Annotated in this window: 19 protein-coding genes, 1 pseudogene and 1 riboswitch; of the genes and pseudogenes, 5 read left to right on the forward strand and 15 right to left on the reverse strand. The window is 64.6% G+C overall.

Going from position 1 to position 24,271, the window contains the following annotated elements:
- Positions 1-26: 26 nt before the first annotated feature.
- Positions 27-1,818: pseudogene (gene argS, locus BJA_RS23880) on the reverse strand (arginine--tRNA ligase).
- Between the two features lie 9 nt (positions 1,819-1,827).
- Complete coding sequence (locus BJA_RS23885; RefSeq protein WP_011087526.1) at positions 1,828-3,036, reverse strand: deoxyguanosinetriphosphate triphosphohydrolase; 1,209 nt, start codon at positions 3,034-3,036, stop codon at positions 1,828-1,830.
- 124 nt (positions 3,037-3,160) lie between these two features.
- Here BJA_RS23885 and erpA point away from each other — a divergent pair, with 124 nt between their 5' ends.
- Entirely contained in the window at positions 3,161-3,490 is a 330-nt protein-coding gene (gene erpA / locus BJA_RS23890; RefSeq protein WP_011087527.1) for an iron-sulfur cluster insertion protein ErpA, read from the forward strand.
- Between the two features lie 4 nt (positions 3,491-3,494).
- Here erpA and BJA_RS23895 read toward each other — a convergent pair whose 3' ends face one another.
- Positions 3,495-5,822, reverse strand: a complete 2,328-nt coding sequence (locus BJA_RS23895) for an ATP-binding protein (RefSeq protein WP_011087528.1) — start codon at positions 5,820-5,822, stop codon at positions 3,495-3,497.
- A 133-nt stretch (positions 5,823-5,955) separates the two neighbouring features.
- Here BJA_RS23895 and xth point away from each other — a divergent pair, with 133 nt between their 5' ends.
- The gene (xth, locus tag BJA_RS23900) at positions 5,956-6,753 is read left to right on the forward strand and encodes an exodeoxyribonuclease III (RefSeq protein ID WP_038967248.1); all 798 of its coding nucleotides are present in this window, start codon (positions 5,956-5,958) and stop codon (positions 6,751-6,753) included.
- 16 nt (positions 6,754-6,769) lie between these two features.
- On the opposite strand, the gene BJA_RS23905 is transcribed toward xth, so the two are convergent.
- The 9 genes from BJA_RS23905 to BJA_RS23945 all read right to left on the reverse strand — a co-directional run bounded on the left by BJA_RS23905 (position 6,770) and on the right by BJA_RS23945 (position 16,893).
- A complete protein-coding gene (locus BJA_RS23905) occupies positions 6,770-7,591 on the reverse strand; it encodes a tetratricopeptide repeat protein (RefSeq protein ID WP_038967247.1) in 822 nt (273 codons plus the stop codon).
- Positions 7,578-9,302, reverse strand: coding sequence for a dihydroxy-acid dehydratase (ilvD, locus tag BJA_RS23910; protein WP_011087531.1), 1,725 nt, complete (start codon positions 9,300-9,302; stop codon positions 7,578-7,580). The genes BJA_RS23905 and ilvD overlap by 14 nt, the downstream gene beginning before the upstream one ends.
- A 1,246-nt stretch (positions 9,303-10,548) precedes the next feature.
- Positions 10,549-11,130, reverse strand: a complete 582-nt coding sequence (locus tag BJA_RS23915) for a hypothetical protein (protein ID WP_011087533.1) — start codon at positions 11,128-11,130, stop codon at positions 10,549-10,551.
- A 74-nt stretch (positions 11,131-11,204) separates the two neighbouring features.
- Positions 11,205-13,436, reverse strand: a complete 2,232-nt coding sequence (locus BJA_RS23920) for a TonB-dependent receptor (protein ID WP_011087534.1) — start codon at positions 13,434-13,436, stop codon at positions 11,205-11,207.
- A gap of 114 nt (positions 13,437-13,550) precedes the next feature.
- Positions 13,551-13,764, reverse strand: a riboswitch (cobalamin riboswitch).
- A 65-nt stretch (positions 13,765-13,829) separates the two neighbouring features.
- A complete protein-coding gene (locus tag BJA_RS23925; RefSeq protein WP_011087535.1) occupies positions 13,830-14,051 on the reverse strand; it encodes a hypothetical protein in 222 nt (73 codons plus the stop codon).
- 87 nt (positions 14,052-14,138) lie between these two features.
- Positions 14,139-14,396, reverse strand: coding sequence for a hypothetical protein (locus BJA_RS23930; protein ID WP_038967241.1), 258 nt, complete (start codon positions 14,394-14,396; stop codon positions 14,139-14,141).
- 139 nt (positions 14,397-14,535) lie between these two features.
- A complete protein-coding gene (locus tag BJA_RS23935) occupies positions 14,536-14,748 on the reverse strand; it encodes a hypothetical protein (protein WP_028171828.1) in 213 nt (70 codons plus the stop codon).
- 104 nt (positions 14,749-14,852) lie between these two features.
- Entirely contained in the window at positions 14,853-15,053 is a 201-nt protein-coding gene (locus BJA_RS23940; protein WP_063921623.1) for a hypothetical protein, read from the reverse strand.
- Positions 15,054-15,156: 103 nt separating this feature from the next.
- Positions 15,157-16,893 (reverse strand): adenylate/guanylate cyclase domain-containing protein, encoded by a 1,737-nt coding sequence (locus tag BJA_RS23945; RefSeq protein WP_038967240.1) that lies wholly within the window; start codon positions 16,891-16,893, stop codon positions 15,157-15,159.
- A 325-nt stretch (positions 16,894-17,218) separates the two neighbouring features.
- On the opposite strand from BJA_RS23945, the gene BJA_RS23950 reads away from it, so the two are divergent.
- The gene (locus tag BJA_RS23950; RefSeq protein ID WP_038967239.1) at positions 17,219-19,405 is read left to right on the forward strand and encodes a lytic transglycosylase domain-containing protein; all 2,187 of its coding nucleotides are present in this window, start codon (positions 17,219-17,221) and stop codon (positions 19,403-19,405) included.
- A gap of 84 nt (positions 19,406-19,489) precedes the next feature.
- Here the strand turns inward: BJA_RS23950 and BJA_RS43175 are convergent, their stop codons facing one another.
- The 3 genes from BJA_RS43175 to BJA_RS23965 form a co-directional block, all read right to left on the reverse strand.
- The gene (locus tag BJA_RS43175; RefSeq protein ID WP_231166487.1) at positions 19,490-19,654 is read right to left on the reverse strand and encodes a hypothetical protein; all 165 of its coding nucleotides are present in this window, start codon (positions 19,652-19,654) and stop codon (positions 19,490-19,492) included.
- A 212-nt stretch (positions 19,655-19,866) separates the two neighbouring features.
- On the reverse strand, positions 19,867-20,055 hold the full coding sequence (locus BJA_RS23960; protein ID WP_060912348.1) for a hypothetical protein: 189 nt from the start codon (positions 20,053-20,055) through the stop codon (positions 19,867-19,869).
- Positions 20,052-20,423 (reverse strand): hypothetical protein, encoded by a 372-nt coding sequence (locus BJA_RS23965; RefSeq protein WP_236842062.1) that lies wholly within the window; start codon positions 20,421-20,423, stop codon positions 20,052-20,054. Before BJA_RS23965 ends, BJA_RS23960 begins: the two co-directional genes overlap by 4 nt.
- 710 nt (positions 20,424-21,133) lie before the next feature.
- Between BJA_RS23965 and BJA_RS23970 the strand changes: the two genes are divergently transcribed.
- Entirely contained in the window at positions 21,134-23,569 is a 2,436-nt protein-coding gene (locus BJA_RS23970) for a PAS domain S-box protein (RefSeq protein ID WP_038967234.1), read from the forward strand.
- Positions 23,566-24,231, forward strand: a complete 666-nt coding sequence (locus tag BJA_RS23975; RefSeq protein WP_011087542.1) for a response regulator transcription factor — start codon at positions 23,566-23,568, stop codon at positions 24,229-24,231. Before BJA_RS23970 ends, BJA_RS23975 begins: the two co-directional genes overlap by 4 nt.
- Positions 24,232-24,271: the final 40 nt, after the last annotated feature.

Below are 24,271 nucleotides of genomic sequence, written 5' to 3' on the forward strand. Positions count from 1 at the left end.
ATTCCCCTTAAGTAGTTCGCCCCAAACTACCGCATCTCGTCCGGGGCATGGACGCCGAGGATGGCGAGGCCCGATGCCAGGACCGAGACGACGCCCTGGACCATGGCCAGTCGCGCCTTTGTAAGATCTGCATCATTATTGATAATGAAGCGTAAATAGGGCAAATCGCGCCCCTTCGTCCAAAGTGCGTGAAATTCGCTCGCTAAGTCATAGAGATAAAAGGCAATCCGGTGCGGCTCATGGGCCGCGGCGGCGGCTTCCAGCATCCGCGGATAAATTGCGAGACGCTTGAGAAGGTCGAGCTCCACCGGGTCCGACAGCCGCTCCACCGCCGACTCACTGAGCCAGGCGATGCGCTTGGCGGTATCATCCGGCAGGTCCGGGAACACCTCAGCCCGTGCGTTGCGGAAGATCGAGTGACCGCGGGCGTGGCCGTACTGGACGTAGAACACCGGGTTGTCGCGCGACTGTTCCATGACCTTGGCGAGGTCGAAGTCGAGCACCGCGTCGTTCTTGCGATAGAGCATCATGAAGCGGACGGCGTCCTGGCCGACTTCATCCACCACCTCACGCAAGGTGACGAAGTCCCCGCTCCGCTTCGACATTTTCACCGGCTCGCCGTTGCGCAGCAGCTTCACGAGCTGGACGATCTTGACGTCGAGCGCGCCCTTGCCCGAGGTCGTCGCCTTCACCGCCGCCTGCATGCGCTTGATGTAGCCGCCATGGTCGGCGCCCCCAGACGTCGATCATCTCCGCAAAACCACGGTCGAACTTGTTCTTGTGGTAGGCGATGTCGGAGGCGAAGTAGGTATAGGAATTGTCCGACTTGATCAGCGGACGATCGACGTCGTCGCCATAGGCGGTCGCCTTGAACAGCAACTGCTCGCGATCTTCCCAATCCTCGACCGGCGCCCCCTTCGGCGGCGGCAGGCGGCCTTCGTAGATGTCGCCCTTGGCCTTCAGGAAATCGATGGTCTCGGCAACCTTGTTGTTGCCGCTCTCGATCAGCGAGCGCTCCGAGAAGAACACGTCGTGACGGATGTTGAGGGCGGCGAGATCGTCCTTGATCTCGTCCATCATCATCGCGATCGCCTTGGCGCGCACGGTCGGAAGCCATTCGGCTTCCGTCATCGCGCGCAACTTGTCGCCGTGTTCCTTCGCCAGCGCCTGCCCGACCGGCTTCAGATAGTCGCCGGGATAGAGGCCTTCCGGGATGGCGCCGATGTCCTCGCCGAGCGCCTCGCGATACCTCAGGAACGCGGAGCGTGCGAGCACGTCGACCTGGGCGCCGGCATCGTTGATGTAATATTCGCGGGTGACGTCGTGGCCGCCGAACTGGAGCAGGCTCGCGAGCGCGTCGCCGAACACGGCGCCGCGGCAATGACCGACATGCATCGGTCCGGTCGGATTGGCCGAGACGTATTCGACATTGACCTTCGAGCCGCCGCGGACGCGGCCGTAATCGGCGCCCTCGCGCAGCACCGTCCGCAGCGCTTCTGCCCAGGCGGCAGGCTTCAGCGTCAGGTTGATGAAGCCGGGGCCGGCGACATCGACCTTGGCGATCAGCGCGTCCGCGCGCAGCCGCTCGGCGATCTGCTCGGCGAGATCGCGGGGCTTCGCCTTTGCCTCTTTCGCAAGCACCATGGCGGCGTTGGTCGCCATGTCGCCATGGGAGGCATCGCGCGGCGGCTCGACCACCACGCGCGAGAAATCGATGCCCTCGGGCCAGCTGGCATCCGCCGCGAGCGCGCGGCAGGCGGCGTGCACGCGTGCGAGCACGTCAGCGAACAGGTGCAGGGATGAGGATGTGTCGCGCATGGCCGCCGCCTAACGCAAATCCGGGGTCGAGTCAAAGAGCCGCTGGTGCTCGGTCAGGGCGAAACGGTCGGTCATTCCGGCAATGAAATTGCCGATCCGCCGGGCCCGGTCGCCCTCATTGTCCGCCTCCGCCCCCGTGAGCCATTCCGGCGGCAGCTCGGCCGGCGATTTCAGGTATTTCGCGAACAGGTCGAACAGGATCTGTTTGGCCTCCCCCATCACCCGCATCACCCGCTTGTGACGGTACATGTGCTGGTAGAGGAAGCGCTTGATGGCGGCCTCCTCCTCGGCGACGTCAGCGGGGAACGCGATCAGCGCCCGGCTCTGTTGGCGCACGTCCTGGGCCGATTGCGGCTTGGTGGCGGCAAGGTTCTTCTGCGCCTCCGCAAACACCGCACCGATCAGATGCGAGATCAGCTCGCGCACCAGCTCGGCGCCGCGCCTGACATCTTCGAGATCGGGATAATGCGCTGAGGTTTCGGCGATGATCGCAGCTGTGAGCGGCATCGCCTTGAGATCGTCGAGGTCGAACAGGCCGGCACGCAGGCCGTCGTCGATGTCGTGGGCGTCATAGGCGATGTCGTCGGCGATCGCGGCGACCTGCGCCTCCAGCGAGGCGAAGCTCCACAATTCAAGATCGTAGACCTTGATGTAGTCGGCGATGCCGACGGGAATGCCATGCTCGCGATAGTGTCCGACCGGCGCACCGCTGCGATCGGTCAGAGGGCCGTTGTGCTTGACGATTCCCTCCAGCGACTCCCAGGTCAGGTTCAGCCCGTCGAATTCGGGGTAGCGGTGCTCCAGCGCCGCGACGACGCGCAAGGCCTGGGCGTTGTGGTCGAAGCCGCCAAATTCCTTCAGGCAGGCATCCAGCGCCCGCTCCCCGGCGTGCCCGAACGGCGGATGGCCGAGATCGTGCGCGAGCGCCAGGGTTTCCGTGAGGTCCTCGTCGAGCCCGAGCTGCCGGGCCAGCGCGCGAGCGATCTGCGCCACCTCCAGCGAATGGGTCAGCCGGGTGCGGTAGTGGTCGCCCTCGTGGAACACGAACACCTGGGTCTTGTACTTCAGGCGGCGGAACGCGGTTGAGTGGATCACCCGGTCGCAATCCCGGCGGAACGGGCTGCGGGTCCGGCTCGGCGGCTCGGCGACCAGCCGGCCGCGGCTGCGATCGGGGTCGCAGGCATAGGGCGCGTGGGGGGCTGCCATTCCGACGGACACGGCGAATTTAGTCCCTATCCATTTGATTCTGCGTATGGTGGCACTTAACTATGCCGGACGCGGGATACCAAATGAATTGGGCGAGTAACCTTGGTATGACGCCACCGACGATCGGAGACCTGAGATGACGACTGCCGTGACCATCAGTGACCGGGCCGCACGCCGGATTGGGGAGATCCTCAAGGGCGAAGGGTCAGGCGCGATGCTGCGCATCTCGGTCGAGGGCGGCGGCTGTTCCGGCTTTCAGTACAAGTTCGACATCGACCGCGACCGCACCGACGACGATCTCGTGATCGAGCAGGACAATGCGGTGGTGCTGGTCGATTCCGCCTCCCAGCCTTTCCTGGCGGGATCGCAGGTCGATTTCGTGGACGACCTGATCGGCGCCTCGTTCCGCGTCAACAATCCCAACGCGACGGCGTCCTGCGGCTGCGGGACCAGCTTCTCGATCTGAGCGCTTACGCGCCGGTGATCTGCCTTTCTTCCTCTGTCCACTCGACCTCGACCGGCATCAGCTCCGGCTGAAGCGGCGCGTCGTCCGATGCCACGTGGTTCAGCGCCCGCAGCAACGCCGCGACCAGCGCGGGCTTGCGCAGCGGCTTTGCCAAAAAGTCCGACATGCCCGCCTCGCGGCAGATCTTGACGTCTTCGGGGAAGGCGTTGGCGGTGAGCGCGATGATCGGCAGGGCCTCGAAGCGGCCGCCTTGCGCGCGGATCGCCCGGGTTGCGGCAAGGCCGTCCATGTCGGGCATGCGCACGTCCATCAGAACGACATCGTAGTCCCCCTCCGAGGCCGCCGCGACGGCCTCGACGCCGTCGGTGACGACGCGCAGCTCGACATCGAAGGCACCGAGCATCTTGCTCACGACCAGGCGGTTGACGGCATCGTCCTCGGCGACCAGCACCTTCAGTGGTCGGTCGAGCTCGGCGATATGCGCCTTGAGCTCGTCGGCCTCGTCGCGGCCGGCCGCCTGGTCGGATGCCGGCGCCTGGCTCCAGGGCAGCACCAGCGTGAAGCGGAAGGTCGAGCCCTCGCCCGGCGTCGAGGTGACGCCGATCGTGCCGCCCATCTGCTCGATGATGCGCCGGGAGATCGCGAGCCCCAGCCCGGTGCCGCCGAAGCGGCGGCTGATCGAGGCGTCGGCCTGGGCGAAATCGCTGAAGAGCAGGCCGAGTTTTTCGGGCGCGATGCCGATGCCGCTGTCCTTGACGGTCCATTCGACGGTCGCCAGCAGGTCGCGCCGCGTCTGGCAGGTGGCCGAGATCGTCACCTCGCCTTCGTCGGTGAACTTCACCGCGTTGGACGCGAGGTTGAGCAGCACCTGGCGGATGCGCGCGACGTCGCCGCGCAGCGTCGGCGGCAGGTTCGGATCGAGCTCGACCTTGACCGTGAGCCCCTTGCTCTTGGCGCTCGCGCGCACGACGGTCGCGACCGTCTCGACCAGCGCATGCGGTGCGAAGTCGATCGCCTCGAATGCGAAGCGGCCGGCCTCCAGCTTGGACAGATCGAGGATGTCGTTGAGGATGCGCTGCAGGTTGTCGCCGGACTCGCGGATCGTGGCGACGGCCTCGCGCTGCTCCGGATCGAGCCTGGTCTCGAGCAGCATGCTGGCGAGCCCGAGCACGCCGTTCATGGGCGTACGGATCTCATGGCTCATCACGGCGAGGAAGTCGGACTTGGCGCGGCTCTCGGCCTCGGCCTTTTCCGCGCGCCAGCGCTCGGTCACGTCGCGGCCGAAGCCGCGATAGCCGAGGAACTGGCCGTCGCGGTCGTAGGCCGGCTTCGCCGTGAACGACCACAGCCGCGCCTCGCCGCCGGCAACGACCTTGAGGTTCATTTCGTGCAGCGGCTCGGCATGTTCCATCAGGCCGACGATGTTGTAGGCCGCGCTCTTGTCCTCGGGGCAGAGCATGTCGAGCACGTCGGCGAAATGCGAGCCCTTCAGCAATGGAAGCGGCAGCTGCGCCACATCGGCGAAGCGCTCGGGCACGTCGACCAGGTGTCCCTCGGCGTCGGTCTGCCACAGCCAGTCGCTGGCGTTCTCCTGGAAATCCTTCAGCAGCAGCGAGATGATCTCGGTCTGACGCTCGAGCTCGAGCTGCGCCTTGAGATTGCCGAGGAACAGGTTGCCTTGCGAGACGATGTTGCGCGCCATGAAGAACGCGAACAGCAGCAGGAACCCCGCGGTCACCAGATACGGCCCGGCGCCGCACAATAGCAGCGCGCCGGCGCAGCCGACCGTCATGGTGGCGAGATAGACGAGGCCGGCGCGCGGGAAGGTCGAGAGCGTGAAGGCGCCGCCGGACATCATGCCGACCATCAGGCAGGCCAGGATCAGCTGGCTGGTCGGCTCGATGTGGCTGAACAGCGCGAGTGGCAGCGTGCCCCAGATCGCGGCGAGGAAGAAGGCCTGCCGCAGCATGTGCCGTGCGGCGCGGGGCGAAGCCTCCTGCGGCGGGTTCCGATACGACCGCCGCCACGAACGTACCGCGAGCGAGGCGGTGGCGGCGAGCGTCAGGCCCCAGATCGCGAGGAAGTCGTTCCAGCCCCTGCCCCAAAACAGGATCAGCACGATGGCGACGTTGAGCATGGTGACGGCCATTGTCACCGGGATCAGCCGCGTCACCGCGTCGATCTGCTTGGCGCGGATCCGGCCCAGCTCGCGCTCGCTGAGATCGGCGGTCAGGCCGTCCTCGATCTCGAAGCCGCCGAGCCAGTACAGGAACGCGCCGACCAGTCCGTCGCGCGGCTCAGCCTGTTGTGAAGTTTCGACCCGCCATCCCATCCGTGGAACCTTTTCCGTATCAATGGCCTGCGGTCCGCTTAAGCCGGGTTAATTTTGTGGGAGATTTTGCGGCGTCCTTGACGGAGGCGTTTGCATTTTGTTCTAACGGGTGCCCCTGCCCGGAGCCGTCGAAATGCCCATCAGAGTAGCCACCTGGAACGTCAACTCGGTCCGGCAGCGGATCGACCTGCTCCTGACCTGGCTGAAGGAGTGCCAGCCGGACATCGTCTGCCTCCAGGAGATCAAATGCGTCGATGAGGCCTTCCCGCGCCTGGAGATCGAGGCGCTCGGCTACAACGTGGTCACGCACGGGCAGAAGACGTTCAACGGCGTCGCCCTGCTCTCGAAGCTCCGCTTCGACGAGACCAAGTCGGGGCTGGCCGGCGACGACGAGGACGCGCATGCTCGCTTCCTCGAGGGCGTGGTGACGCTCAAGCACGGGGTGCTGCGCATCGCCTGCCTCTATCTGCCCAACGGCAACCCGGTCGGGACCGAGAAATATCCCTATAAGCTCAAATGGATGTCGCGACTTCTTGAATATTCGAAGGAGCGCCTCAAGACCGAGGAGCCGCTAATCCTCGCAGGTGACTTCAACGTCATCCCGCATGCCCGCGACGTCCACAATCCGGCGGCATGGACCGAGGACGCCCTGTTCAAGACGGAGACGCGGGAGAGCTTTCAGTCGCTGCTCGGCCTCGGCCTGACCGATGCCTTGCGGGCCGTCACCGACGAGCCGGGCCTCTACACCTTCTGGGACTACCAGGCCGGCGCCTGGCAGAAGAACCATGGCCTGCGCATCGACCACCTGCTGCTGTCGCCGCAGGCCAGCGACCGGCTCGCCAATGTCGGCATCGACAGCTATGTGCGGGCTTGGGAGAAGCCGTCGGACCACGTGCCGGTATGGGCGGATCTGGATCTCGAGGCGGCGTAACGCCGCCTCTTCGGGATCACTCCCGGCGGCCCTGCACCCACTGTTCCAGCATTTGCAGGCACATGGCGCGGTCGTCGTCCGAGGCTTTCGCGAAGGCGCGATTGTAGCTTTCCTTGATCCAGGTCTCTTCGCTGCCGGCGCTGTCGCGCGCCAGCGTCAGCCACATCAGGCCGCGGGCGGCCTGCCGCGGCAGGCGATCGCCGTTGAACAGCATCTGGCCGAGCAGCGCCTGCGCCTCGTGCTGGCCCTTCTGCGCGGCGAGCCCGAGCCAGCGCGCGCCATAGCGGAAATCCTCGCGCGAGGCGTCCGGCGTCTTCAGATACAGCCGGGCGAGATCGTACTGCGCGTCCGCATTGCCGAAATAGGAGGCCGCATAGGAGAACATCTCCCGCGCCCGGTCCTGGTCCGGCTTGATCTTCGAATTCGGGATGCCGCTGAGGTAGTAGCGGCCGAGCGCGACGAAGGCATTGGCCACGATCTGCGCCTGAGGCGCCGAGGGACTGTCCTCCGCATGCGCGTTGGCGATCCGGCTGAAATATTCGAAGGCGCGCACGTCGTCCTGGGCCACGCCGTCGCCATTGGCGTACATGCGGCCAAGTTTCCACTGCGCGATCGGATGGCCGCCCTCGGCAGCATATTGCAGGGCGCTGAGCGAGGTTTCCTGGGTCGCCGGCGACACCTTGCTGCGCACCGCACCCGCGGCCCCCGGCAAGGTGGTCACGACAGGGATGGTCGCGTCCTTCTGGTTGACCGGCGCGCCCTCGAAGGCGAGCGCCGGCACGGCCAGCGCACTGACCCCTAACACAAACGCAACAATGGCACGCCTAGATGTCCGCATAGCACTGTTTCTCGTGCGCACCGCCCGGATGGGTGACCGCCCCCCCGACCGCTGGTCCAACCTGCTGAGCATATTTCCAGAGCGCGCCCGTCGTGTGGTTAGTCGCGCGAGCGCTCCATTTGGTCTTGCGCTGGGCAAGCTCCTGGTCGCTCAATTTTACGTTAAGGGTGCCGGCGACCGCGTCGATCTCGATGATGTCGCCATCCTCGAGCAGCCCGATCGGGCCGCCGATGGCGGCTTCCGGCCCGACATGGCCGATGCAGAAGCCGCGGGTGGCGCCGGAGAAGCGGCCGTCAGTGATGAGCGCGATCTTGCCGCCCATGCCCTGCCCGGTCAGCGCCGCGGTGGTCTGGAGCATTTCCCGCATGCCGGGGCCGCCCTTGGGGCCCTCGTAGCGGATCACGATGACTTCGCCTTCGCGGTATGTGCGGTTCTGGACGGCCTCGAAGGCGTCCTCTTCCCGGTCGAAGCAGCGTGCCGGACCGGTAAACCTCAGGTTGGACATTCCCGCGACTTTCACGATCGCACCTTCTGGCGCCAAATTGCCCTTCAGACCCACCACACCACCGGTGACGGTGATCGGCTTGTCTGCCGGGTGCACCACATCCTGGTGCGGATTCCACTTCACGCTCTTGAGGTTTTCGGCGATCGTTCGACCGGTGACCGTAATGCAGTCGCCGTGGAGAAATCCGTTGTCGAGCAGCGTCTTCATCAGAAGCGGGATGCCACCTACTTCAAACATGTCTTTGGCGACATAACGGCCGCCCGGCTTCAAATCCGCGACATATGGTGTCTTTTTGAAGATTTCGGCGACGTCGAATAAGTCAAACTTGATGCCGCACTCGTGCGCGATCGCCGGCAGGTGCAGCGCAGCATTGGTCGAGCCGCCGGAGGCCGCGACCACGGCGGCCGCATTCTCCAGCGCCTTGCGGGTGACGATGTCGCGCGGCCGGATGTTCTGGTCGATCAGCTCCATCACCTTCTCGCCCGCGGTCATGCAGAAGGCGTCGCGGATTTCATACGGTGCCGGAGCACCGGCCGAGTAAGGCAGCGCAAGGCCGATGGCTTCCGAGACGGTCGCCATGGTGTTGGCCGTGAACTGCGCGCCGCAGGCACCCGCCGAGGGGCACGCCACGCGCTCGATCTCGTCGAGATCCTCGTCCGACATGGCGCCGACCGAGTGCTTGCCGACGGCCTCGAACATGTCCTGCACGGTGACCTGCTGCCCGCGGAAGTTGCCGGGCAGGATCGAGCCGCCATAGATGAAGATCGAGGGCACGTTGAGGCGAACCATCGCCATCATCATGCCCGGCAGCGACTTGTCGCAGCCGGCAAGGCCGACGAGGGCGTCATAGGCATGGCCGCGGACGGTCAGCTCGACGGAATCGGCGATGCATTCGCGCGACGGCAGCGAGGAGCGCATGCCGTCATGGCCCATGGCGATGCCGTCGGTCACGGTGATGGTGCAGAATTCGCGGGGTGTGCCGCCGGCATGCGCGACGCCCTTCTTCACCGCCTGCGCCTGGCGCATCAAAGCGATGTTGCAGGGCGCGGCCTCGTTCCAGCAGGAGGCGACGCCGACGAAGGGCTGGTGGATCTGCTCCGTCGTCAGACCCATGGCGTAGAAGTAGGAGCGATGGGGCGCGCGCGCAGGGCCTTCCGTCACGTGACGGCTCGGCAGCCTCTGCTTGATGTTGGTCTTTGCGTTCATCGCAAACCAGTTTCCCCGGCCAACCCTTTCAGACCCGAAAAATCAGACCCAAGATTTGAATCGACCTTGGGATTTCCCGTTCGCCTCGAGGACCGCCGCTGCCCCTAAAACATTCGAGCAATTTTATTCATGTTCGGGTGTGGCTAAAAAGCGGCGGTGATGCGAACGGCTGACGATGAGGGCTTAATCCGGAAGGAGTGTTGCGTGGATGGCACATTCGTTACCGGGAAGACACGGATCGGCCTACTGGGATACCCCCGCGAAGATGACAATCCACAACCTGAGATTTCCAGGCGGGTATGACGCGCCCGATCACGCACCACACCTTGGAGTGAGTCGCTGTCGACATCACCAAGCCCGCCATCCCCGGCAGTGGACACGCACTCTCCACATGGTCGTGGCGAGCGCAGCGAAGCAGTCCAGAGTCTTTCCGCTGACGGATTCTGGATTGCTTCGCTGCGCTCGCAATGACGGAGCGAGATGCATCGGCGTCATCCTCCAACTCGCATCGTAAATCGCAGACACGCCTTCGCATCCTCGCGGCGGATTTCGCCCGAGCTTTGCTTGATCGCTCCACCCTCTCAATCGAGAGGGCGCAGGGAAGGCCGGGTGCCCGACGGCACCCGCGGTCTGCTGCGCGAAAGCACGCGCAGAGAAACCGCACAGCAGCATACAGGTGTAGCCAATCACTCGGCCTTCCCTGCGCAGTGGTTGGACGGCTTATGCCGTGCTCTCCCGGGAGCCGAGTTCGTTCTGGCCTCCCTCACTCTCGCGAAAGTCGCCGACATCGCGCCGGTTGACGCGACTGCCGCATCCGCAAGAGCTTGACCGTAGCAACGACGGCCAGGACCACACGGTTTTGCCGTACGCACGGCCCGCCATTTCGCCGCAGTTTTCCCAGCCCTGTCGACGGAGCCGGAAACTTACAGGCGAGACGAACCTGACAGCGTCGCTCATCCAGCACGAAGTCTCGGGCTCACGGAGAGCAATCCGCCCTGCCCTTAACTCTCGCGCCCGACGCTGCCGCGTCCACCGCAAGCCCGGCTCGCGAAACGTGACGACACAAGATCGCCCCTCAAGGATGAGCCGGGATGGGCGACACATACGTCAATTCCGAATTTCGGCAAAGTGGAATATTTTTGCGCAAGCGGATTGACCGACCGCGGGGGTGTTTTGCCCGTCGGGCAACGCAAGATCTCGTAGCCTGGATTTCGCTGCGCTCCATCCGGGGCTTTCAGAGGGCCGCTCAGGCCGACATCGCGCCCTTGCGCCCGAACGGATCGACCAGGCGGACGATCTCGCAGGCGGCGACGAGGCCGGCGAGCCAGACGGCGCCGGTCAGTCCAATCCGCGCCACGATGGCCGCGGTGAAGGCGCCCGCTCCGCCGAGGACCGGCGTCGCAGCGAGCAGCACGAGCTCATAGGCCGCGTAGGCGAGGACGAATGCGATCGCCAGCATCAGGGGCGTGCGGCCATGCGCCAGCGCACGGAGCGCGGCGGACGAGGCCGCGGTCGCGACGAGTGCAGCAGCGCCAATGACAAAGCCCCAGGCGATCGTGCTCCCGGCAACGGGATAGTGCAGCACGCCGAAGCCGATGCTCTGGTTCACGAGCCACGCGCCGCTGACGACGAGCAGTGCCGGCCGCAGCGGCAACATCGCGGCCGCGACGACCGCGAAGGCCGCAAAGGGCGTTGCGCAGGCGAGCGCAAGACTTGCGAGCGCGCATGACACCGCCAGCAGCGCAAAGCAGAACATCGGTGCAAGGCGCGGCGCGACCGGATGGAGCCGGAAACGGTCGGCGTGAGGCGGCAGGATGCTGAGAGCCATGAGTAATCTCCTTCTTTTCGAATTCTAGTCCATTCGGGAGCCTATGACAGCCCCCGTCGCGATCAGAGCCTTGATCAGAATTTGGCGCCGGCCTTGAGCAGATAGGTGCGGCCCGGCAGCGGATAGGCACTGAAGCGGCCGTCCGTGAAGGTGCTTGCGATCGCATAGTCGTAGTAGAGCGCGTTCAGCACGTTGTTGACGCTCAAAGACCAGAAGTAGCGCTCGTACTGACCGCTGAGCTTGAGATCGATCGTGCCATTGGCTGGGATCGGCCGCTGTGTTCCCGCCTGGTCATTGTCCATGCGCCGCTCGCTCCAGAAGCGCGCGGTGGCGTCGAGCACCACATAGTTCTGCCAGATGTTCCAAGTGACGCCTGCACTCGCGGTGTAGCGCGACACCAGCGGCACGTCGTTGCCGGCCCAGACGCCCTCGCGAAACACGGCCCTTGTATAGGCCATGCCGGAGCGCAGGAGCAGAGAGTCGTTGACGCGATAGGACAGACTGGTCTCCGAGCCGTAACGGCGGGTCGGATCGAGGTTGGTGTTGTAGAACAGGATCGGACTGAAGTGGATCTCGTTGGCGAGGTCCATCAGATAGAGGCTGCTCTGCAATTGCAGCCCGCCTCCCTTGATGCGCAGCCCGCCCTCGACATCCTGCGAGGTCTGGGTCTTGAGCCGGAAGGTCTGCGGCAGCGGATTGAAGAAGGGGTCGAATGAAGGGCCCGACGACACACGCTCATCGACATCCGGCGTGCGGAATGCGCGCGCAGCGCGGCCGAACAGCGAGACGATGTCATTGAGGCGATGCTCGCCCCCGAGGTGCAGCGCGTATTGGGTCTCGTCGCTCCTGAGCGGGAGCGCGCCGATGTCGGTGTTGAACGGAGCGGCGACGTCAAAATGATCGCGCGCCGAGAGACTGACGCTCTGCACCCGCACGCCATAGGAGACGTCCGTCGTCGGCGCCACACCCAATGTGTGCTGAAAATAGCCCGCAACCGTCTGCTGCCTGAGATCGTAATTGTGCCAGGGCGCAAGCCCCTGGCCGGCGCCGCGGTTCTGCTGAAAGCTCGCATCGTAATAATCGAGGCCGGTCAGCAGTTGCGACGGCATCCCCAGCAGCAAGCCCTTCACGCTGAGCCGCGGCGTGATCGACCATGTCGTCAGATCGGCATCGACATAGGTGGACGTGAACAACGCGGGAACCGGCGCTGGGCCGGAGAAGAACGCGCTCTGCTGCTTCTTGTCGCGCACACCGCCGTCCACGATGAGATCGATGCCGTTGGCCAGGGTCTTCGTGAAGCCGGCCGTCGCGCTGAAGCCCTGCTGGTTGGCGTAGTTGAAGGGTGTGCTGGTGCCCCGTCGGTTGGTCGCGAGCTCGTCGACGCCGATGGACGGATCGACGGTGCGGCCGCCCGGCAATCGCAGCTCCTGATTGTCGCCGGTAACGGTGACGAAAGCAGTCAGGTCTGATGTCGTGTAGTTCAGGTTGCCGACGCCATTCTCCTGGACAAGGCGATTGTTGTCGCGGTAGCCGTCTGTCTTGACGGCATTGCCGTAGAACGAGGTCGACCACGGACCGGAATTGAGCGACGTCGAGACATTGCCAAGCCTGGTGTCGAACGAGCCGAAGCCGGCCTCGATGCGCGCGGCAACGGGCGGCCCGCCGACGCCGTTCCTGGTGATGATGTTGATCACGCCGCCGACCGCATTGTCCCCATAGAGCACCGCGCCGGCATTGCCGCGCGTGATCTCGATACGCTCAATGGAATTGAGCGGGACAGTGGAGAGGTCCACCTGCGCGATGTCGATGTCGTTCAGCCGCCGCCCGTTGATCAGCACCAGCGAATTGGCAGTGGCAAACGCGCCGAAGCCGCGCAGGTCGACGCTGGTCTTCGCGCCGATCTGGCCGCCATAGAGCGTCGTGATCTGGGCACCCGGGACTTGCGTCGCGATGATCTCGGCAAGCGTCTGCGAGGGCGCATGTGCGATATCCGCGGCCGTGATGACGGTCGCGGCGGCCCCGACGATGCCTCCGTTGCCGGCGACCGCCTCGCCGCCGGAGCCGGACGAGCCGGCGCCATTGCCTGCCGGCGCTCCGCTCGGGGCTCGCAGCCTCGCCGTGTCGCCATCGCCGATCGCCCTGGCGCGTGTGCGGTTCTGATCGTCGGGCCTGGTCACTTCGACCGGCGGCAGCTGCTCGGCGGCGGCTTGCTGCGCGAAAGCTGTGGGGAGATCGATCGCATGGAGGAAAACGGCAGCAACGATGCCGGCGCGAAGGCGCCTGGCGGCAGAGACAATACGGGACACAGTTGTAACCTCGGCATGACGTCAGTGGCACGTCACAGCGAACGAGGCTTTACGGCGGAGCAATCGATTGCTCCGGTGAAGCTAATGCCTGTACTCCCCGACCGACATCTTCGCGTGTGACCACGGCTGACGGCAGGTCTCCTGGCTCGCGGGTCGTTACCTTACGTCGCCTTCCCAGGACCGAGATTCCCAGTGGCATATGACGAAAGATTCACCGCTTACAGTTGCGGGGGCAGCCGTGGCGTTGGGACAATCCCGGCATTGGGACAATCTCGCACCACGTTCCCTTTTGATCTCCGTGCGGAGAACCGTCACCGATCAATCTACGAGGCGGCCGTACGGAGAGTCAATCGACCGGTTGAACGATGAGCTGCAAACGCGAGGCAAACACAATCAGTCAGGCTTCCGCACCGCGCGCGTCGTGACCACCGCCCGCTCACCGGCATCGACAAGCTGGCCGATGCCGGTTCGGCCCGCGAGCGCGCAGCGGACGATGTTCTCGGCGACCGACCTGCGGAACCCATGATCCTCGCCCCTGGGCCGATTGCGGCAAATCCGATCCAGCGCCAGCTTCATGTTGATCCGTGTACGGGTGTCGAAATGCGCGCTGATCATTCGCCCGGCCTCGATACGTGATGTTGGGGCGGAAACGTCCGACGATCGCCCGGGTTCCGAAACGGGATCGCGCAATAGAGCGGCCGGCTACGCCCGCCCTCTCTGGCGCTGTGCCTGAGCCCAGGCCACCGTGACGTCGCGCGGCGGGATGTCGATGCGCCGGATCGGCGTCAATCCGCCCGAGGCGGAGATGATCGCGGTCTCCTCGCGGCGACAGCGCGGACACACGAAGCGGACCTCGCTCGGGGACGTCGACCAGCTCGAGCGTTTGACGTTGGCCGCCATCGGCCACGCGTCGCACTGCGAGCACGACACCAGAAACCGGCCGGGATCGAGCATACCCATTCCATGCGACTCCGCGTCCTGCCTGCTCCTACCAATGATTATGTCAGGTGAATCGTTCCGGTGCCCCGACACCGTCAACCCCTCAATGCCCAAGGGGCCGGCGATCCCGGCCCTCAAGCTTCTGCAAACCGCTGGCCGCTCAGTGCGCGCCCTTGAGCGTGCAGGACGTGGTGCAGGTGACCGTGTTGCCATGGTCGCACGCCTTGCAGGCGGCCACGCATTGGTTCATGTCGCGGGGGTTGTAGGAGCTGTAGTTCCGCACCGGGCAGGCTGCGGTCGAGCCGGTGATGTCCTGCTCCTGATTGCAGGCCGCCGCCATGAGCGCGAGAATGAGGACCGCAAGCAGACGCATGGGATTGTACACGCTGCATTGCAGCGAGTCCCGGCATTCCCACTGCGAGCCATCGCGAATCGCGACGCTCGCTCCCATCAAAGTCAAAGGATGCGTGCCAAATGTTAAGAACGGATTGCAGCCGCCTTCAGGCCGCAGCGCTGGTCGCGACTCGCAGCCCGCGTCTCGCGCGCAAGCTGATAATAGTGCTCGGCGAGCTTGAGATAGAATTCGCGCTTGGTGCTGTCGGTGGCGAGCTTGGCGATCAGCTCGCATTCGGCCGTGAGCGTCTCGAACCGTTCCAGCCTGTCCTCAAGTTCTGTCATCGGCGTGTCCCCATCAAACGCCTCAAGGACGATCAACCTAAGCCTGGGAAATAGGTCACGGCGAACATCGTTATCGAGTAGAAACAATTTTTCCCGCGGCGGCTTACTTCTGCTCCAGCCGCCAGGCACCGTCCCACCTCTCGTCCGGCGGATTGACCTCGAACTGCGCGATGCGGGCGAGCAGCGCGCGCGAGGGACCGTCGCCGGGGACGGCTTCGAGCGCCGCGTTGAAGGCGGCGCGGGCCTCGTCGAAGCGGCGGGCGCGATAGGCGGCAAGACCTTCGGCATAGTGCGTGCGCAAGCCGTCCTGCGCGGCGGTGAGCACGCCGGCCCTCGCCATCACCTCGAAGATCGCCTGCGGCGCGCTCTGGCCGGCGACCGCGAGACGATCGATCTCGCGCAATTCGAGGCGCTCACCGACCGCATCCGCCGTCGCCTGCGAGATCAGGATGCGGGTGCCGTAGACCTTGTTGACGGCCTCGAGCCGCGAAGCGAGGTTCACGGCATCGCCCATCACGGTGAAGCTCATCATCAGCTCGGAGCCGATGCTGCCGGTGAGGACCTCGCCGGTGGCGATGCCGATGCGCAGGTCGCAGGGCACGGGCATGGCGCGGATGCCGAGCAGATCGGGCAATTGCTTCTGCAGCGCGGGCACCTGGTCGGTCATGTCGATGGCGGCACAGCCGGCAAGGAGTGCCGGCTCATCCTCCTCGATGAAGGGCGGGCCCCAATAGGCCATGATGGCATCGCCGATATATTTGTCGATGACGCCGCGATTGCTCCTGATCGGGGCCGACATCACCGTAAAATAGTGGTTCATCACCTTGACGAGGCCGCGCGGGGTCATGCCCTCACTCATCGAGGTGAAGCCGCTCATGTCGCAGAACATGATGGTCATCACCCGGCGCTGGCCGTCGATGGCGACCTCGGGCCGTTCGATCAGGCCCTGCACCACCTTGGGATCGATGTAGCGGCCAAACGTCTCGCGGATGCGCTCGTTGTGGCGCAACTGCTCGATCATGCGGTTGAAGGCGGCCGCGAGCTCGCCGATCTCGTCCTGGGTCGAGACGGCGATGGTCTTGTCGAACCGCCCGGCCTCGACCTCGCGGGTGCCGGCCAGCAACAACCGCACCGGCCGCGTGATGCCGCCGGACACCAGCAGAGCGAAGGCAAATCCGACGATCGCGGCGAGCAGGGTCACGATGCCCGACACGATGATGGCCTGGCGCTGGTGGCTCATCACCTGCGATGTCGAAGCGAAGACCTGTGTCAGCATGTCGGCGCGGATCGCATCGAACTTCCGATTGAACTGGTCGCGGATGGCGTCGATATGTTCCAGCGTGCCGCGGGCTTCTGCCATCTGCTTGGCGTCGACCTGCTTGAGCAGCTTTGCGTGGTCCTCGTTCAGGTCGCGGCGCAGCTCGGTGACGGCAGTCTCGATGCGGATCTCGATCCGCGCCAGCGCGGCATTGTCGGACGGCGTCCTCGGGTCGTCGATGATCGCGTTGATGAGCTTGCGTGCGCCCTCGGCCTCCTCCTCGATCTTGCGGTCCGCTTCCTCGAACTCGCGCAGGCGCGCCGCATAGGCCTCCTCGTCCGAGGACGCCTGCATCTTCATCATGACCATGCGCCGCAGCGCCACCGACCGCTCCAGCGAGCGGATATTGGCGCGCGCCAGATCGCCATAGGCCGGGATGTAGCGGTTGGTCAGCTCGTCCAGGAGGACGCCGACCTGGCTCGACATCACCATCGACAGGATCGAGGTGACCAGCATCAGGACGATCAATCCGAGGGCGATGCCGACGATCTTGCGTCGGATCGACTGGTTGAAAATCGGCATAGGTGCGGGGCAAAGGCTGAAAGGACGGGTCAGGGAACTCAATACACCGGATTTCAGCCCGGGAATACGCGCAATCTGGCCCTTCACGGCGCCCTGGACCGTGCGCAACCGTCGCCGGAGCCTTATTCGTTAACAAAGGTTAAAGGGCCTATTCTATTCCCCGTTGCAAGAGTTCCCGCCTTCCATCCGTATTTTGCCGCATTGTTGCGACAGCGTGACAAATGCGAAACGATGCCGTGGCATCGTTTTCGGCGTCACTTTGATTCTCGAGCCGCATGTCGTCGCGGACTTTGGTTTGTACTGGTTTCGCAGGGGGGACCACGGAATGAACCAGTGCCTACGCTCGCTCGCGTGTGTCGTTGCCGTGGCCGCCTTGGCTCTCCTTCCGACGGAGCTGGCGGCGAAAAGCAGTCACAAACCGTCCGCGTCGAAGAAGACGCATGAGGCGAAAGCCGGCAAGCAGCGCCACGCCGCGGCGAAATCGCGCCATGGCAAGCACGCCGAGGCGAAGCGCAAGCCGAAGAAGCAGGACGACGAGCCGTCAGACAAGCCGGCAGCGCCGCCGCTGACCGGCGACCTCGCCGCGCTGAAGGACGCGATCGATCTCGCGCGCAAGGGCAAGACCGATGACGCGAGCGCGGCGCGCGACCGCATCGCTGATCCCGCCGGGCAGAAGCTCGCCGACTGGTTCATGCTGCGCCATTCCGAGAGTACCGCGAATTTCAAGCGCTATGCCGCCTTCCTCGCCGCCAATCCTGACTGGCCGAGCAGCGCGCTTTTGCGCCGGCGCGCCGAGGCGCGGCTGTGGCAGGAGAAGACCGACGCGGCCACCGTGCACAAATTCACCATGGACCGCCCGAGCAGCGCCAAGGGCAAGTTCGCGCTCGCCCGCGTGCTGCTCACTGAAGGCGACAGCGACAGGGCCGCGCGGCTCGTCCGCGAGGCCTGGCGCACGGACGAATTGTCGGAGCGCAGCGAGGAAGATTCCTACGAGGCGTTCCGCGATCTCCTCACCGCGGACGACCACCGCGCCCGCATGGACAAGCGGCTCGGCGCCAAGGACTATGCCGGCGCAAGGCGCGCGGCAAAACGGCTCGGCGAGGATGCGCTCGCGATCGTCAAGGCCTGCGCCGCCGTCACCGGCAAGGCCAACAAGGCCAAGGACTATCTCGATGACGTTTCGACCGAGGCGCGCCGCGATCTCGGCTATGTGCTGTGCCGCGCGCAATGGCATCTCCAGAAGGACCGCATCGACGATGCGGCCGAGGTGATTTTGGCCGCCGCACCCGACGCCATGGCGGCGCAGGACACCGACGCCTGGTGGCGCGAGCGCCGTTTGCTCGCGCGAAAACTGCTCGACCAGGGCAAGTTCAAGACCGCTTACGACGTGGTGCGAGCGGCGGCCGTGCCGGCGATGGAGGTCTACCGCGTCGACTACCACTTCATGTGCGGCTGGATCGCGCTGCGCTATCTCGACGATCCCAGGACGGCGATGATGCACTTCGCCGCGATCGACGAAGGCTCGGCCAATCCACTCGCGCTGTCGCGCGCCCATTACTGGCGCGGCCGTGCCGCGGAAGCGATGGGGGCGCCGGCCGATGCGCGCCAGAGCTATCAAGCGGCGGCGCGCTACCCGACCGCCTATTACGGTCAGCTCGCCCGCGCCAAGCTCGGCCTCGACCGCATCGAGCTGCGCCCGCCCTCGCCCGTGCTCGCCGCAGCCGACCCGCAAGCCCTGGACGAGCGCGTGCGCGCGGCCGACATGCTCTATGGCATCGGCGAGCGCGACACGGTGTTCTACTACGCCGAGGATCTTGCCAAGGAGAGCACCGACGTCGCCGCGCTCGAAGGCCTCGGCGAGCTGGCCGGACAGCGCAACGATGCCCGCGTGATGCTGGAGGTGGGCAAGTCGGCGCTGGCGCGCGGGCTCGCGCTCGACCATTACGCCTTCCCGACCATCGGCATCCCCGAGCACAAGCAGGTCGCACCCGCGATCGAGACCAGCGTGATCTATTCGGTGGCGCGCACCGAAAGCTCGTTCGACCAGCGCGACAGGTCGGCTGCCAACGCGGTCGGGCTGATGCAGGTGACGCCGGAAGCGGGCCGCGACACCGCAAAGCGCTTCGGCCTGACCTATGACTGGGACAGGATGGTCTCCGATCCCGTCTACAACACGCAGATGGGGGCGGCCGAGCTCAGCGCGCTGCTGTCGGAATATCGCGGCAACCAGATCATGACGTTCGCCGGCTACAATGCCGGCCGCGGCCGCGTGCGCGAATGGGTGCAGGCGCGCGGCGACCCCAGGGATCCCAAGGTCGATCCGGTCGACTGGGTCGAGCGCATCCCGCTGTCGGAGACGCGCAATTACGTCCAGCGTGTGATCGAGAACGTGCTGGTCTACCGCGCGCGGTTCGAGAGCAGCGGCATGGTCGCCGCGAAATCCGAGCAGCGCGTCACGACACAGGAAGTGAGCGCGGCACCAACGGTATCGGCCGCAGCCCCCTCGCCCTAGCCTCGCGACCGCCGGGGCTGGACGCGGCGCGGGGCTTGACGCGGTGACTGCGGCCGACGACTCTGCGCGGCCTGCGTCGTTCAGCTAGCCGTCACCTCCTTCCGTGGTCAGAAGGTCGTGGGCGCGCAGATATGCCTCGGTCAGCGAGCGCGAGAGCGCGCCCATCTGCATCATCCAGCTCCAGCTCGAGATCGCCGCCAGCACCGCGATCACCTCGAGCGAGCTGCGGTAGGGCCACAGCAGTTCCATGGCGGTCTGCTGATCTCGACGGTAGCAATCCTGGTCGCAATAACGCTCTTGCTTGGACACGTGCCGGACGTAGCTCGAACCCAGCGGCCGGGCGCACGCGCTGCAGACGGCGCCGTGGCAGGGACGCTCCTGATTGACGAGCATGAATCGCAATGCCGTGTCCTCTCCTGCCGGCAGGCGTACCCGCCGATGCGTCTCGTTCGCCTGTCTGCTCAAGATGCCGCGCGCGTACGTTCCTCGATCAACGGTGCCCTTTCGTGCTGAAGCGCGTAGCATTCGTAGCCGCAGTAGGGCAGCAGCGTCCTGACATCGCGCAAGTAGCTGCCGCTGATCTCCTCGCAGCACCATAGGCAGAACGTCTTGCGGAAAGGGGTTCGGCCGTTCACCAGTATGAACCTCACGTGGCACCTCCGAGCGCGAAGCAGTAGACCGTGTCGACCAGAGACGCGGACGGCGGCGGGGCGCAAAGATGGTTGCGGCCGTCGGGATTATCCCTGTTTCGTTCCACCTTCTGGGACGGAATGAGGATGTACTTCCCGTCTTCCCGGCGCCGTGCGTAGATCCTGCCTTCGACGTACCGTACCTCTGTCGGATAGCAATCCGCGCTGTTGCAGCAACTCAGCACCGGATTGTCGGGCATGTGCCAGTTCGAATAGAACTTCTCGTGCAGGAGCTGATCCTGGGGCGGATGATGACGATGCGCACCATCCTGTCCAAACTCCTCGGCCTCCACGCCGGTCATCGACGGAAGCGACAGCGCGATCGTCAAGAGGAGCTTGCAAGCACGGTTCAGCACACAGCCTCCCGTTCAGAATTGCGGAATTCACGCCGCCTGAAATCGAAACAACCATCGGCGGTCGCGCTCGCGGCGCGCCCTGAAGCGATCGAGACACTTTCTGGAGCACAGCGGCGTTCGCCAGGAATAATATCGGATCAGGCCAAACTTGCCGTTGCAGACAGCGCAGCCCTTTACATCATGACCGCGCTCGGAGTGTTCAGGCCTATCGCACATCATGCTCTCCTCCTGTCTCTCATGATCGTGGCTGCGCTCGTACGCTGGTGCACGGCCATCCACGCTCGTTTTCTGAAAATGCGGCCTCTCAATCACGACCCGCCAATCATGCGGCAACTCGGGGCAACGGACGCAGAGCTTGGTTCTATGAGCAGCACATCGCGCAATTCGCTGGCTTGTGCCTTGCACATCGCGTCCCCTCGATTGGTCGTGAGATTAGTCCGCACGCAACGGACCGCTCAATTGTACGGAGGTAAATGTGCGCTATGATTAGGAATGCGCGAGCTATACGTAGGTTTGTCCCGTAGTTTTCCGGCCCTTCGCCTTCAATTAGACGAGGCAAAGCCAGCTGGCTGCACGGCAACCGCGAGTTTCGGTGGGCGGATTCCACTTTAGTCGGAAGGAATTGCTCCCCTTGTTGCAAAGTGCTCTACTTGCTTTGGCCTCAGCGAGCCGGGACGCCTGCGATGATGCCTGGCCAGATCGCGAAATTTGGGAATTCGGCAGCACAACTCCTGCTCGGCGGCCTTGCCGCGCTTCGATCGTTCGGCAACGGCGAGAAGGACGCGTCCGCGGTCGCAGATGACTCGCAGCAAGACACCGCCGATCTACGCGACGCCGTGAAGCAGTGGCGTGAGGTATTCGAGCACAATCCGGTCATGTATTTCATGGTCGATCCGGCCGGAACAGTGCTCAACGTCAATACGTTCGGCGCCGCACAACTGGGCTACACGCCGGCCGAGCTGATTGGCCAGTCCGTGCTCAACGTCTTCTTCGAGGAGGACCACGACGCCGTCCGTCGATGCGTAGCGTTGTGCCTGGAAACCCTGGACCAGTCGCATACCTGGGAGATTCGCAAGTTCCGGAAGGACGGCTCAGTCCTTTGGGTCCGTGAGAACGCCAAGGCGATGCTGCGCGGCGATGGAACGCCGATCGTGCTGGTCGCCTGCGAAAATATCACCCAGCGCAAGGAAGCGGAGGATGCGCTGCGGCAGAGCGAAGCCTACCTCGCAGAGGCGCAGGAACTGAGCCGCACCGGCAGCTTCGGCCTGGACGTCGCGACAGGCGCGATCGTCTGGTCAAGGCAAACCTTTCGCATCTTCCAGTGCGACCCGGCGGTGAAGCCGACCTTGGATTTCGTCTTCCAGCGCATCCATCCGGAAGATCGCGATGCGGTCAGCAGGACGCTCGATCGGGCCGCCCGACGAGCAGAGGATTTCGACCATGAGTATCGCCTGCTGATGCCGGATGGATCAATCAAATATCTCCATTCCGTGGCGCGCGCGCTGAGACACGGATCCGGGTGCATCGAGCTTGTCGGGGGCGTCACTGATGTCACGGTTGCAAAGGAGGCCGAACAGCGGCTGCGTCGCAGCGAGGCCTATCTGGCCGAGGCCCAGCGGCTCAGCCATACAAGCAGCTGGGCCTGGGATGTGCGCCGTCAGGAGTTTGCATACCGTTCGGCTGAACTCTACCGCCTGTTCGGATTTGAGCCGAACCAGATCGATGTACCGGCACGGGCTTTCCAGGAACGCATCCTCCCCGAGGATTTCCAGCGGATCATCGAGGTGGAACGTCAGGCCCTCCGGCGAAGGAAGCCCTTCGAAATTGACTTTCGCATTGCGCGCCCGGACGGCTCGATACGACGAGTTCATACCGAGGGACATCCCGTCGTCGGCAGCGACGGCGAAGTGACGGAAATTATCGGTACCCACGTGGACGTCACCGAGCAGGTCGCCGCAAAAGAAGCACTTCAAAGGGCATTTGACGAGCTCAAGGCATCCGAGCAGCGATTCCGCGACTATGCTGAAACCGCATCGGACTGGTTTTGGGAGACCGGGCCGGATCACCGTATCACGAAGATATCGGAACACTCCGATCCGGCCAGTGCTGCGCCGACGGCCTTGATCGGCCTGACGCGGTGGGACATTCCGCCCGATGCCGAGCTCGAGCCCGGAAAGTGGGAGCAGCATCGCGCGACGCTCGACGCCCACCTCCCGTTCCGCGATCTGGTTTACCGCGGCAGGGATCGCAACGGCTCTCCAATTTACGTGCGCACCAGCGGCAAGCCCTTGCATGACGCGGACGGTCATTTTCTCGGCTATCGAGGCGTCAGCAGCGATGTAACGGCGGCGATCCGCGCGGAGCAGGCTGAAGATGCGCTGCGCAAGGCACAAGCCGAGCTCGCCCATGTCACGCGCGTCACGACGCTTGGCGAACTTACCGCCTCGATTGCCCACGAAATCACCCAGCCTCTTGCCGCCGTGATCTCCAATGCGGACGCCTGCATCGCCTGGCTCGATCGCGAACCCGCCGACTTGAAGGCCGCGCGCCGTTCCGCAGAATGGATTGTCGAGGACGCCAATCGGGCCAGCGAGGTGATCCGCCGGATCAGGGCGCTCGCGAAGAAAACCGAGATCGAAGTGGTTTCACTCGACATCAACCAAGTCGTCCGGGAGGCGGTGGCGCTCGTTCGGCGCGAGCTCGCGACCCATGGGGTGTCGGTGCGAATGGAGTTGGCGTCCGACCTGCCGAGGATTTGCGGCGACCGGATCCAGCTCCAGCAGGTGCTGATCAACCTAGTGATGAACGGCATCGAAGCCATGCAAGCCAATGTCGACCACCCGCGCGAACTGGCGATCCGCTCGAGCCTGACGGACGACGACGATGACGACCGCCTGCTCCTCACCGTGACGGATCGCGGTGTCGGCCTCGGCAAAGACGTAAAGGAGCGCATCTTCACCCCCTTCTTCACGACGAAGTCGGGCGGTCTGGGGATGGGACTCTCGATCTGCCGATCGATCATCGAGGCTCACGCGGGCCGGCTTTCGGCCTTTCAAAATGAGGGGAGCGGTGCAACATTCCAGATCGCCCTGCCCTTGCCGCACAAGGACACGTCGTGACCGACAATGCCAAGCAGGCCCAGGCGAGCGCAGGTGACCCGATCGTCCGGATCGTCGATGATGATCCGTCGATGCGCCGCGCGCTGACCAATCTCTTTCAATCGGTCGGCCTTAAGGTCGAGGCCTTCAGTTCGGCGGCGGAGATCATGGAAGCCCAACCGCCTGCGGTCCCCAGTTGCCTCGTGCTCGACATCCGTCTGCCAGGATCGAGCGGCCTCGACCTCCAGGCGGACCTCGCCAAGGCCAATATTCACACGCCCATTATCTTCATCACCGGTCATGGCGATATTCCCATGACCGTGAGAGCCATGAAGAGCGGTGCCGTCGATTTTCTGACCAAGCCGGTGCGCGACCAGGACATGCTGGATGCGGTGCAGGCAGCGATCGAACGGGATCGCAGGCGGCGCGATGCCGAGAAGTCGATCTCGGGCGTGCGATCCCGTTTCGAGGGGCTGACAGCGCGCGAGCGCGACGTGCTCGCCCTGGTTGCATCCGGCCTGATGAACAAACAGGTCGCCGCCGAACTTGGATTGGCCGAGATCACCGTGAAGATCTATCGCGGGCAGATCATGCGGAAAATGGGGGCGAAGTCATTGGCCGATCTCGTCAGAATGACCGACGCGCTCGGAATCCCGCGCAACAGGGGTCACCTGCAAACCTAAGTATGCTTTCCAATCCCGCTCCGGGGGCCCACTTTCCGTA

This window comes from Bradyrhizobium diazoefficiens USDA 110, assembly GCF_000011365.1.
In the GTDB taxonomy this organism is placed as follows: Bacteria; Pseudomonadota; Alphaproteobacteria; order Rhizobiales; family Xanthobacteraceae; genus Bradyrhizobium; species Bradyrhizobium diazoefficiens.